Annotated in this window: 9 protein-coding genes; 5 read left to right on the top strand and 4 right to left on the bottom strand. The window is 42.4% G+C overall.

Annotation, left to right across the window (positions count from 1 at the left end; translation table 11 throughout):
* Positions 1-108: 108 nt before the first annotated feature.
* Positions 109-711: a transcriptional repressor LexA gene (lexA, locus tag V144x_RS18260; protein ID WP_144986844.1), complete on the bottom strand. Its 603-nt coding sequence runs from the start codon at positions 709-711 to the stop codon at positions 109-111.
* A 719-nt stretch (positions 712-1430) separates the two neighbouring features.
* On the opposite strand from lexA, the gene V144x_RS18255 reads away from it, so the two are divergent.
* From V144x_RS18255 to V144x_RS18240, 4 genes are all read left to right on the top strand, one after another.
* Positions 1431-2480, top strand: coding sequence for a DUF1559 domain-containing protein (locus V144x_RS18255; protein WP_144986843.1), 1050 nt, complete (start codon positions 1431-1433; stop codon positions 2478-2480).
* Positions 2477-3337, top strand: a complete 861-nt coding sequence (locus V144x_RS18250; protein ID WP_144986841.1) for a DUF1583 domain-containing protein — start codon at positions 2477-2479, stop codon at positions 3335-3337. The genes V144x_RS18255 and V144x_RS18250 overlap by 4 nt, the downstream gene beginning before the upstream one ends.
* 242 nt (positions 3338-3579) lie before the next feature.
* On the top strand, positions 3580-5811 hold the full coding sequence (locus tag V144x_RS18245; RefSeq protein ID WP_144986838.1) for an alpha/beta hydrolase family protein: 2232 nt from the start codon (positions 3580-3582) through the stop codon (positions 5809-5811).
* A 136-nt stretch (positions 5812-5947) separates the two neighbouring features.
* A complete protein-coding gene (locus V144x_RS18240) occupies positions 5948-7525 on the top strand; it encodes a hypothetical protein (RefSeq protein ID WP_144986836.1) in 1578 nt (525 codons plus the stop codon).
* A gap of 16 nt (positions 7526-7541) precedes the next feature.
* Here V144x_RS18240 and V144x_RS18235 read toward each other — a convergent pair whose 3' ends face one another.
* The 3 genes from V144x_RS18235 to V144x_RS18225 all read right to left on the bottom strand — a co-directional run bounded on the left by V144x_RS18235 (position 7542) and on the right by V144x_RS18225 (position 11162).
* Complete coding sequence (locus tag V144x_RS18235) at positions 7542-8600, bottom strand: tetratricopeptide repeat protein (RefSeq protein ID WP_144986834.1); 1059 nt, start codon at positions 8598-8600, stop codon at positions 7542-7544.
* A 201-nt stretch (positions 8601-8801) separates the two neighbouring features.
* Complete coding sequence (locus V144x_RS18230; protein WP_144986833.1) at positions 8802-9398, bottom strand: hypothetical protein; 597 nt, start codon at positions 9396-9398, stop codon at positions 8802-8804.
* 90 nt (positions 9399-9488) lie between these two features.
* Positions 9489-11162: a type II and III secretion system protein family protein gene (locus V144x_RS18225; RefSeq protein ID WP_144986831.1), complete on the bottom strand. Its 1674-nt coding sequence runs from the start codon at positions 11160-11162 to the stop codon at positions 9489-9491.
* A 503-nt stretch (positions 11163-11665) separates the two neighbouring features.
* Here V144x_RS18225 and V144x_RS18220 point away from each other — a divergent pair.
* Positions 11666-12223 (top strand): hypothetical protein, encoded by a 558-nt coding sequence (locus tag V144x_RS18220; RefSeq protein ID WP_144986829.1) that lies wholly within the window; start codon positions 11666-11668, stop codon positions 12221-12223.
* Positions 12224-12278 lie beyond the last annotated feature (55 nt).

The following is a 12278-nucleotide window of genomic DNA, read 5'->3' as shown; positions in this document are numbered from 1 at the left end:
TCGCGCATGAAAAAACGCCCTGGTAAAATACCAGAGCGTTTTTGGGAAACATCCAAAATATAGATCATTCTGAATTCGAATTAACCGTGTCGTCTTCTGAGGGATCGCCTAGTATTTTCGAATGACGCCAGTGACAACTCCAAGAATGTCAACGTTTTTAGAATAAATCGGTTGCATACTGGAATTTGCTGGCTCAAGGCGAATACGGTCACCTTCAGAATAGTAACGTTTTAGTGTCGCTTCCTGGCCATCAACTAAAGCAACAACAATGTCGCCTTCTTTACAAGTGTTTTGCTTGTGGACCACGACGTAATCACCATCGGCGATCTGATCTTCGATCATTGAGACGCCTTTGACTCTCAAGCAGAATTGATCATCTGGATCAAATAATGGTCCGAAATCGATGTGCTCATCATCCTGCACGGCAAGAACCGGGCTACCTGCAGCAATTTGTCCTGCCAGTGGAAGACGCGTTCGTTTTTGTGAGTGATCACACAGCTGAATGGCTCGTGACATATGAGATTCGCGGGTAATAAGCCCTTTCTTTTCCAGAGCCTTCAGGTGGCACATCACGCCATTAGGAGAGCGGATGCCAAAATTAGCACCGATTTCACGGACAGTTGGTCCATAACCTCGGTTAATAATTTTGTCTTTCAAGAAATCATAAATCTCTTGTTGTCGCTGTGTAAGGTTTGCTTTGGTGCCTGCCATTACAAAGTACCTCGTTTCTTAAAGTTAAAGTGAACTAAGTTGACATTCCTGAAACAAACAGGAATCCATAAACGTATTACCCAAAAAGAAATCTAATCAGGATTTTAAAAAAAGATATTAACCATCAGGGATGTATAAAAAGGAGTTACTTTTTTTATCATAAATGTTAACGTAATAGCCTGAGTGTTATACCTGTTTTTTATTTTAGTATACTGTCGTCTACAGGGCAAGTATGACAATTAAAAATAATGTAATTTAAGGCAACGCCAAGATAGTTTGAACAAAATCTTTTGAATTAAATAACTGTAAGTATATAAATATAATTAGCTTATGTTTTACTAACGCGTCTTCATAAAATAATAATGTTTTTCTGAATATTTGATAAAATGTTCATAAAGAGTTTCTAGGAGAACTCTAGGTGAGTTGACTCACTTGCAAAGACGCTGAATTAACAAATCGAGAAATTAGTGCCAAGTCATCATTTAAATACGTGTCTATCTCTGAAAGTCTGCACAATTACGTTGTGCTCACTAGTAAGTTGTATAGTTGACGCAGTTTCTTAACAAAGAAAATTCGTAAATTAGAAAGTTTTTTGGCAAAATTAAAAACAAGTAGCAGAAAGTAAAAGTTAAGTATGTCTAATAAAAGGTTTAATGGGTTCTAAAGTCGTTAAACTGTGGAGGTTTGCTCTAAGACTCATCAATAAAGGAAAAGAATAGTTGGTACTTATAACGAAGCAAATTCATTCAGATAATAATCGACGCAGTGGATTTACTCTTATTGAATTATTGGTCGTTTTAGCGATTATTGGCTTACTGGTAGCGCTATTAGTTCCAGCTGTGCAAATGGTTCGTGAAACTGCGCGAAAAGCGCAATGTGCAAATCATCTAAAACAAATTGGCATTGCACTGCAAGCATACCACGAAGTGCATCAAGTTCTACCGTTCGGAGTAGGTCATGATAATGATGGCCCGATCTCTTCGTTGGGAACCTTAAACGACCGTAGGTACTCAGCACACGTAATGTTATTACCTTACCTGGATCAGGCGGCAGTCTACAATCTGCTAAATTTTGATGTTGCACCATTTCATCCTTTTGTGAATGCAGCCAATGATGCTCAGGAAGAATTAACAAAGCGGTTTCATGAAGTGCTCAACGGTCCAGCAGCTGAGGCAAAGTTGAATGTGTTTATTTGCCCCAGTGACCTGAGTCGATTACAAAGCCGCTGGGGCCCAAATAACTACCGGTCTTGTAATGGGAGTTCGTGGTCTGGTAGAGAGGGTAATGGCATGTTCGGTCAGAATAGTAGTGTTCGACTGGGCGATGTCAAAGATGGGCTCTCCAATACGGCTATGTTTAGCGAGCGTGCGAAAGGGACCTGGGATGATACATTGATTGATCCTTTATCAGATTTGTATAACCTCCAGGGAGTCTGGACTGAAAACCAATTCATTGATGCTTGTGGTAGCTTGGCACCACAGACGGCCAGCGCGTATCAGTATGATGTTGAGTCAGGGCAAACCTGGTTAGCAGGTAATATGAACTGGACTCGATATAACCATGTTAGGACCCCCAACCGTACCAGCTGCAAAAACGGTTTTACTTGGGATGGAGTTATCATGAACCCCTCCAGTTGGCATATGAATGGGGTCAATGTACTGATGGGGGATGGTGCCGTCCGGTTTGTCAATGAAAATATCAATGCCGAAGTCTGGCGATCAGCGGGAACGATTTCCGGAGGAGAACAGTCGACAGGTTTGGGAATATGAAATATTGGCTCAAAATCGGTTCTCGTTTTGTTTTATGCCTCTGTCTCATGATAACGGTTTTTTCACCGTTGGTAGCAGAAGAGTATGCCCGAGAACATTTTTTCAGTTTTTGGGGTGAGCAGTTTGACAATGAGTTACTAGTTCCGCTGGGAAGAGGAACTGTGAAGCTATTACAACCTCGTTCTGAAGGTTTATTATTCACATTGCCGACAGGATACAAATTATCCGCAGTCGGAGTCAGCCCGCGGTTTCAGATTCAAGGTGATTTTGAAATTACCGCATCATTTGAAGTTCCCTCCTGGAAGGATCCAGAGTCCGGCTATGGGATGGGGCCAAGCCTCTATCTCAGAATGCATGATGAGAAAGAATCGGCTGTCATGATCGGACGGCTTTTGCGACCTGAACACAAACACGTTTTCAGTACCACTTTGTCGACAACAGTAGCTTCGAAAAGAAACTATAATGTGAAACTGTATGATACAAAAACGAACATCGGAAAATTAAGGCTGGTAAGAGAAAGCAGTATGTTAAAGTTTTTTGTATCAGAAGGAGCAAGTGAGCCATTTCGTGAATTACGTGAAGTCGAACTGGGGACTGCAGATGTGGACCTGTTACGATTAGGAGTGCAACAAAGCGATATTAAAACACCGGTGCGGGTCCTTTGGAAAGACCTGAGTATTAAAGCAGAAGCCTTTCCCAATCATCCAGAATCTCAGGCCAAGGGCGAACGCTATCATGTGCCTAGTTACAATCCTGCTCCACAGCCTGAGCAGATTTCGATTTACTGGAGCCTGATTGCAGGCATCGTACTTATAATCCTTTTAGGCACAGTGGTCTGGGTGAAGAAACGGGTGTAGCTGCTCATGGATATTGAATCATACCAACTATTCTGATACTAAAAGTGAATGGCTCCCTTTCTTTATCGGAGGAGATTGTTGGCAGATCGATTCTAAGGTGTAGAGAAATATTTCCCGTTGCTCAAAAAGTTATTTTCAGGCTGGCACCTGTGCAGGGCTTGTGGTTAGACTGGAAGAACTTTCAAGGTTGAGCTTCTGGCTTGAATTTTCTGTCGTTATGCAACTTAGAAGAAAGCAGGGGAATGATGTTTCAGAACGATGACCAATTCTCAATAGATCGTAGAACGGCTTTACAAAATATTGGCTTAGCATTGTTGTCAGCAAGCGCTTTTAATTCGGCTTGTGGGAGCAGGCAGTCATTTGCTGACGATCAAATACCTGAGTTCACTGACAGCCGTTTCCAGGAATTAAAAGACCTGAATGGGTACTTTCCGTTTAATCCGAGTGAGTCACCTGAAGCATGGGCAAAGCGGGCAGAATATGTCAGGCGACAAATCATGGTTGCTGCAGGTGTTTGGCCGAAACCCGAAAATACAGAGATCAAGGCAACGCTGCATGGCAAAGTAGATCGGGATGATTATACAGTTGAAAAAGTATTTTTTGAAAGTTCTCCCGGTTTATTTGTGACTGGTAATTTATATCGTCCCAAAGGGAAACAGGGACCTTTTCCGATGATTTTATCTCCGCATGGGCATTTTGCGGAAGGTCGCTTTTATGACAGTGGAGAAAAACGTGTTCAGGCAGATATTAAAGCTGGTGCAGAAAAATACGAGGTAGGTGGCAGGTATCCGCTTCAGGCACGTTGCGTTCAACTGGCTCGTATGGGGTGTATGGTATTCCATTATGACATGTTGGGGTATGCCGATGGATTCTGTCTGAGCTACCAGTTGATTCATCGTTTCGCAAAACAGCGGTCAGAGATGTCGAGCGAAAAGAACTGGGGCCTATTCAGTGCGCAGGCAGAATTACGATTGATCAATGCGCTCGGATTACAAACGCTAAATTCAATTCGTGCGCTGGATTGGGTGAGTTCTTTAGCAGAAGTTGATAAGAAACGCATTGGTATTACTGGTGCTAGTGGTGGAGGAACTCAAACATTTGTGTTAGCTGCTATTGATGATCGCATTACTGCTGCGTTTCCGGCAGTAATGGTTTCAACTGCGATGCAGGGGGGGTGTACCTGTGAAAACGCAAGCTATTTACGAATCAACACTGGAAATATTGAGTTTGCGGCACTCCTGGCTCCTCGTCCCCTCGGCATGTCTGCAGCGAATGACTGGACCAAAGAAATCGAGACCAAAGGTTTGCCCGAGCTGAAACAGCACTTCAAGATGATGGGAGTCCCTGAAAACGTAGTCGGCAAATATTATCCATTCCCGCATAATTATAACTACGTCAGTCGCGCCATGATGTATGAGTTCTTTAATCAACATTTCAAGCTGGGGCTTACGTCACCGATTATCGAGCCTGACTTTATCCCATTGACTCGTGAAGAACTATCCGTCTGGGATAAAAAGTATCCTGCACCTCCCAGCGATGAGAAATCAGAAATCAAAATTTTACATGCATTGGCTAGAAATAATGCAGATCAAATTAAACAGCTGACTCCCAGCGATCGGGCAAGCCTTGCAAAATATCGAAAGATTGTGGGAGGAGCGATCGATGTGATGATAGGCCGGCCCTTGCCAACTGCTGATGATTTGGAAGCAGAAAATATTTCTGAAGAAGAGAAGCAGGGATATCGCCAATATCATACACTTATCAAGAATAAACAGTATGGTGAATCGACTCCGGCTCTCTTCTTTCTACCTCAGGATTGGAACAATAAAGTAGTGATCTGGTTACACGATCAGGGGAAATCTGGTTTGCTGGAAAAAAATGGTCTACCGACGGCCCCCATTCAGCGGCTGATTGATGCGGGAACAGCGGTTGCCGGAATCGATGTACTTTATCAAGGCGATTTTAATCAGAAGCAACCTGCTCCCACGGAAATGCCGGTAGTGAAGAATCCTCGTGAATTTGCTGGATTCACATTGGGCTATAATCACCCCATATTTTCAAAACAGGTACATGACATTTTGAATGTTCTCTCTTTTGCGAAACATCATGAAAGCAATCCCCAGTCCATTTCGCTGGTTGGTTTTGGTTTTTCAGGAGTCCGTGCTGCCGCTGCTTGTGCCCATTCTCCGAATCTCATCAACCACTTAGCTGTCGGGCCTGGAGACTTTCGTTTTGCTGAGATTACTAACATTCGTGATCTCAGACTATGGCCTGGAGCAGTGAAATATGGTGATGTCAACGGGTTATTGTCTCTGTGCCAGCCAGCGGCACTCTGGATTGCTAGTAACTTCACATCAGTCCCCAAGTTGGTACAGGCGACGTATCGCTCAGCCGACCAGCTAAATAAAGTCGAGATATTCAATAAAACGGCAAACAAAGAAATTGCTGCTGTTGATTGGTTGCTCAAAGACTGACCCGATATGACGCTTGCGGGCGATTCACAATCGAACCAGTTTTTTGTATTTCTTTCGTGCAGGTTGGGGTTGGATTGTGTACATTGAAATGAATATCTGAACCTGTCCGTGTTAATTCCTTCTTTGGGAGTTTCTTATGTTATCAGGAATTCAATTGCGAGATTTGTTTGCCTCTCGATTCGATGGCTTTCACTTTGTAACTCGGCGTCTTTCTGAGATCATTTTAGGGGCGATGTTGGTGTTTCTTGTGCAAGTTTCCGGTTATGCAGCAGAGAAAACGAAGCTGACATACACATGGGAACAAGGACAACATTTTGCTTATCGGATCGACATCATAGCCACATTGGATGACTATACGGAAACATTAAGTGGCGTCGAACAATATGAAGTGATCAAGTCAGACTCAGATAGTATTTCGCTACGATGTACTGGAAGTTTGAATTCTACCAAGAAAAGCAAAAGTAAACGATTATTAATCCATCCCATGAGATTGCATCGTCACAGATCCCCTTTTACAGGTCTGACCCATAACATGATGAGATCTTTTGAACCGCATGTTTTAAATATGAATCGATACGGCGAAATTGATACGATAAAAGGTTCTTCCTCACTCCCTTATCTGATTGGTAATTTATCAGAAATTAATCTGATCCCACTTTCTCCTGAGAATAATACTGAGTGGTCCGAAAGTGAAAAAACCAGTATTTCGATTATTTCTTCAGATCGAATCCCGTTGACATTACGAGGCACGAATGTGGAAAAAACAATGGGGGCCAAACAGACAACTGACTATAGAATTACTGGACAGACAGCAGAGGATGTTTCTATTGAAGTCAAGCATTCTTATCGAACTATCGCGATGGTTGACGGAAGTCCTGAAGTAGAACTGGCGGGAACAGGTACGATTCAGTTTGATAAAAAGCAAGGTGGTGTGAAAAGCCTAACGATGAACTACAAGCTATTTCGTCGTTCTGAAACAAGCGTGCATAAAATTCCGATCACGATTTCTTCGAAACAAATGACTAAAGCCGAACTGTTGAAATATCGAGCTGATCAGAAAGAGTTGCAAAAGAAGCATCAAGCGGAAATTAAGAAACGTAAGGAAGCCAGTAAGTTTGAGATCCCTGAAAATATCGATGTGGATCTTAAAAACATTCTTCAGGACTTGGCGACAACAAACGTATTGAAGCGAAAGGCTGCGCTGAAAAAATTAAGTGAAGCCAATCCAACACAAGAAAGTCCTGAGATTTCAAAAATCTTGATCAAAGTTTTGAAGAGTGGAGATATCATTGTCGTTGCTGATGCGTCGAAAGCGCTGGTGGTTTGGTCCACTAAAGAAGATGTTCCCGCTTTAATAGAGTTATTATCTCAAGTCAATATCTTGGGATCAGATGCTATCATGGATTCTATTCTAAAACATCAAACCTCCGAAGGGATTATTGCTGTAGCAAAATTATTGAAAGAGCCTCTTAAGTCTCATAATGCATCGAAAAAGTTGATTGCCTATGGGAGTCGGGCAGAGGATGCCGTATTAGACCAGCTTGATCCATCCAATTTATTGACTTTGGTCAGGGTCTTCAGTGTACTCAAGGAAATTGGGACAGAAAAAAGCCTAAATAAAATAGACGAAATATCCCGCAGTACCAAAAATCAGAACTTCAAATTTCATGCAGCTGCTGCAGTAAAAGCGATTAAAGCACGAGAAGGGAAGTAAGCAAGACAGCAATATGCTAGTTGTTTTGCAGTTCCTGTGGGGTTCGGAATAAATTTTCTTCTTGTGTTTTTTCATCTGAGATACGGATGATAACCGATTCTTCTTCAGAGAGTTCATCTAGCGTTCGGAAGGAATTGATTTCCAACTCTTGTTCTTCCACTACTGGCTCAGACTTAGAGACAGGTTTGAATGATGGTTCCACTTTAGCTTGTCTCTTCATGGAAGTTTGTGAAATCAGTTTTTGTTTTCCAGCTTGAGTCGATTGAGAAATCGATAGTGTTGGCTTTTTTTGAACGGGTCGCTTTGAGGTCACAAGCTGTGTCGGTTGTTTGTCAAGTTGAATTTTGGGAGTCACTTTATTGGTTGCCACTTGTTGTGTGATTTTTTGGTCCCGTTTTGCAAGAAACAGGGTCTTCATTTCTGCTAACTCAGCAGCCGCTAGGCCGGCTGTTCTTAGATCAGGGTCAGCAGTCAACGCCAAATCATATTCCTTCAGGGCTAGCTCACCTTCACCTCTTTGTGTATGAATGTATGCAACATTTGCATGTGCTTCAGCTGCAGGCATAATGTTTCGAAAGAGTGAAAAGCTTTCTTTGAAACGCCCTTGATGGCCAACACTAAGCGCAAGGTTATTAATAATGCGATTATTATTGGCATCATTCTGTAACGCTTCTGTAAAGATTTTTTCAGCAGCTTTATATTGTCCTCGTTGATAGAGGGCATATCCAAAATCGTTAAGCAAAACCGAGTTTTGCGGATCGATTTGTCGCGCTTGTGTAAAATAACGTGTAGCAGCAATAGGATCACCTAATCGGGTGCAGACGATACCTAGTCGATGGCAGGCTTTAGCACTCTTAGGATTTTTGCTTAAATATTTTTCATATTGCTCACGGGCCGCCAGCCATTCATTCTTGCTCTCAAATGTTCGAGCAGCAAGGATAAGATTATCTGAGTTTTTCTGAGTTGGTAAAGCCGATTTGACTTTGGCAACCTGGTTGCTTAGATGGGAGCATCCCTGGAAAGTGATTGTGATGAGAAGGATCACGGTTGAACAAGACAATCCTTTGTTGTTCATAACTCTATTCCTGGCGTTATTTTGACTAATTGTATTGTGCTATTTATAACAGCATAGCGAGCTTAAATTTGTGTTTTGCTCGATCTGGACCGGACCATAACTTAGCAGGCGATACCTACTTGTTTGATGCTATTAAAAAGTGGACGGATTCAAAAGAACCCGTCCACTGATTCATGTTTCCGTAGCGAATTCCTCTTTTATCTAAAAGATTCCACCGCCTACGCCGCCAAATCCTCCGCCGAATCCGCTGCCGAATCCACCGAGCCCACCGATTCCACCATTACCACGGTTTCGGAATCCGTTAGTATAAGCTCGATAGGCTTCGAACCCTTCAAAGCCGGGTGCCAAGGCAGGAGCCACAACGACTCTTTCATCAGCATCTTGTACGTTCATCGCTGTTAAGATTTTAACGATGACATTTCGGCGATGCATGTCCAGATCATCATTTCCATTGACCGGATATTTGTATTCATCCGATTGATTAACAGACATAGAACTGGGTTCAACAATTACAGGGAAAGGTGTTGAAACCATGCGAACCGCAATTTGTTTGACGTGGTCTTCACCAGCAGCATTCAGTTTTGCAGTCGCTCCGACAAATTCACTTTCATAAATTACGAAGTCGGAAGCTTCCGCATTTTCTTCCTGCTTTTGCCAAATGTCATCACTAATCGTTCCCAGTGGAGCTACAGCATCGTAGGGTATTTGTGCGTGATGTTCTTTATGATGGCAACCACTGACCAGCATTGCTGCTAAAGCAATAGCAGGCAAAGTTGCAATTTTAGGTTGTATAGACATTGCTTACTTCCTTGTATTTTCTCTCACAGTCTTGAGTGAATGTGATTGGAATAATATAAGTTTTATTTTGCAAAGAAATAATAACTTGTGTTAGTCAGAGAATCCGTAGTCGCCATTGATATAGTATTTGTCAGATTTTGTCTGATGGATAAAATCTTTTTGTTGCTGATGAATACGTTTTTTCTGCATATACCAGACAGTGCTTCTGTGGTGCACATCAGGTTTGCCTTCAATGTTATTCAAGAAGAAGAAGTCCCAATCACCTGGCTCAGTAACTTCCATGCCAGGTAGTACAGTAGGGGCGTCTTCTGCTTCCATTGGGTGAACCAGTTCAGGGCTAATCAAGATGATTAGTTCTGTTTCGTCACGTGAGACAGCTTTATTTGAGAACAGGGGACCTACGAAAGGAAGATCTCCAATAAATGGTACTCTGTTCAAGTCTCCACGTTGTTGTTCTTGAATCAGTCCGGCGATGGCGAAAACTTGACCTTCTCGCATGTCAACCGTAGTGCTGACTGATTGTGTATCGATCCCCAGGATTCCTTGAACAGACAGTGCCGGATTAACGGTACTGAAAGTTGGGGTGACCTGTAATCGAATTCTATCTTTATCCAACACAGTAGGCAGAAAGGAAAGTTGTGTACCAAAGCCTTTGAAAGTTGTGGTAGCTGCTTGAGCACCACCTACGCCAACGACTGTTGGGACAGCAAATTCACCACCAGAGATAAAGTTCGCTGCTCGTCCGCTGATTGTAACCAAATTTGGTTCAGCGAGAATTTTCGCATATCCATTTTGAGCAAGTGCTGAAATGAAGAGGTCGACATCACTGCTTGTTAATGAAGCCGTTACAAGACCAGTTCCCCCATTTGCCAATTGTGATGCAACTCCTGTGAACAATTGGCTCCAGCCAAAGTCACCCGATCTCACAAATAAGTCAGTACTTGCAGTGCGTGCGGCAGAACGATCAATTTGGGCGATACGTACTTTCAGCATCACTTGCTTTTCTCCCGGAACTTTCATCATATCGATGACAGTGGCTTCGGGAAGCACTGCACCGTCGGGGAAAGGATCTGCTGCTTCACCACTTGTGAACAAAGAACCTGTACCAGTTCCATTACCGATAGAAGAACCACCGCCGGAGCGTGCACGGATAATTGTAATGATCTGTGTTGCTTCCTGTTCATCTCGGGCTTGACCTCGAACAATCAGCTTATCAGCAAAAGGAATCAATTGAATCTTACTGTTTGGGAAGAATTCATTGATCATCTTCTGGAATTCACCGTATTCCATTCGACGTAAGTCTTCGATGGAATTATCGCCCTCAACCTTTACTTGTACACTCAGAATCTGAGGATTAGCTTCTTGTCCTAGCCAGAGTGTCATTGTTGTCGTACCGGTTTCTTTTCCGATAACTTCAACTTCCTGAGCACCGAAGGCTACCACTTCAATTTTTGTTGGGTCTGCGATAGCGACTCGGAAGACATCCATCTTCATTTTTAGAATTTTTGAATGCCTTTGTTGAACACTGAGCTCTACTTCGGATTCGTAAATTCGATCAACGAGTTGATGGACTTTTTCTTTTGTTTTGGTGCTTACAACCGGTGTATTCTTTTTTGCTGCTCCAGAAGTAAACTTGTTCGCTTTAATTTTACCTGGAACAGGAGGAGCTGGAGGGACCTGTGCAGCAAGTGGCGTAGCTGTAATAGCGACACCGCAGGCAAAAGCCAGCATTGTGCGTCTTTTCCATGAGGCATTTATAGACATACTTGTCTCCCAATCCTTTGGACATCAATTTTGGAGTTAGGAATTTAGTTAATTATCGCTCACATTAAGCCACGCTTAAAGGAGATTAGTTTAATTACTTATGATGTTGCCGCTTTTTTAGTTTGTGTCTGGTAGATGGCTCAAAACTGTTAAGGAATTTAAGTCCAGCTATCAGTTATTTGCGGATTTAACTTTCAACATATCATTTTAACTCAAATCGGGAGTTGGTATCTGTTCATACAATTCCCGTAGCATCAGTCTTATCGGATAATCAAGTCAGGGAGGTTAATCTTAATTTTGCAGTGTTTCCCAGATTATGCAATTTTTTATATTTTAGAGATTTATCTGATTTTCTACTTTACCTCCGGTCACTAGTAAGTCGAAAACGATTTATGGTGAGAGAGATTACGCTCTGAGTTCAGAGTGGATTTCAGTTGTTATCCCACCAGTTTGCCTAACCAAATGAGTTGTTTATACAACGTAAAGATATAAAAGGTGGTCTCATGAATGCGAGTTTTGCATTGCTCATCGGTTTAAGTGCCTGGCAGTATGACGGTGAAGTCATTCCTGCCAGCACAGTCAGTGCTCCCGCAACTATCTCATTAGCATCATGTGAATGTAGTTATCCTGCAGCCCATTCCTGCATGCCAGGCGGCTCTTGCCAGTCAGGTGGAGGAGATGGTTCAGGTGGTGGATATGGTGTATGTAATATGTGTGGCAGTAGTTATTGCAATGGTTTTTGCAAATTAAAGAAGCGACCTTGGTGGAATTGGAAAACAACAGGAGATATGTACCCTCATTATCCTTACACGCCAGTTTATCATGGTTATTACTACTTTAGACCATATAACTACACGAATGTTTTGAAGCAAAAAGGAGAAGTTGTCGCAATAGGCGGTGATCCTAGAGCTCCTTATTCGCATAAAATGTTCGTTCAAATTTATGCACAAATTGATCTGACTTCTTATGAAGAATCTCCAGCAAATGGCGAAGACTTGCCTGTGTTGGGACCAATCCATACTCCGCTTCCCAGTCTGGAAGACATTCTTAAAAGTAAGTAATGAGTTTTATTCTACTCAGTATTTGCTGGCGATGAGATTGAAAACGAAAATCAAA

The sequence above is a fragment of the Gimesia aquarii genome (assembly GCF_007748195.1).
Taxonomy (GTDB): Bacteria; Planctomycetota; Planctomycetia; order Planctomycetales; family Planctomycetaceae; genus Gimesia; species Gimesia aquarii.
The sequence above is the reverse complement of the archived record's forward strand: the minus strand, read 5'-3'. Positions and strand labels throughout refer to the sequence as shown.

Coding starts and splice junctions, on each gene's coding strand:
- V144x_RS18230 (WP_144986833.1), bottom strand. CDS start 9,398: ATGTCTATACAACCTAAAATTGCAACTTTGCCTGCTATTGCTTTAGCA.
- V144x_RS18225 (WP_144986831.1), bottom strand. CDS start 11,162: ATGTCTATAAATGCCTCATGGAAAAGACGCACAATGCTGGCTTTTGCC.
- V144x_RS18220 (WP_144986829.1), top strand. CDS start 11,666: ATGAATGCGAGTTTTGCATTGCTCATCGGTTTAAGTGCCTGGCAGTAT.
- lexA (WP_144986844.1), bottom strand. CDS start 711: ATGGCAGGCACCAAAGCAAACCTTACACAGCGACAACAAGAGATTTAT.
- V144x_RS18240 (WP_144986836.1), top strand. CDS start 5,948: ATGTTATCAGGAATTCAATTGCGAGATTTGTTTGCCTCTCGATTCGAT.
- V144x_RS18250 (WP_144986841.1), top strand. CDS start 2,477: ATGAAATATTGGCTCAAAATCGGTTCTCGTTTTGTTTTATGCCTCTGT.
- V144x_RS18235 (WP_144986834.1), bottom strand. CDS start 8,600: ATGAACAACAAAGGATTGTCTTGTTCAACCGTGATCCTTCTCATCACA.
- V144x_RS18245 (WP_144986838.1), top strand. CDS start 3,580: ATGATGTTTCAGAACGATGACCAATTCTCAATAGATCGTAGAACGGCT.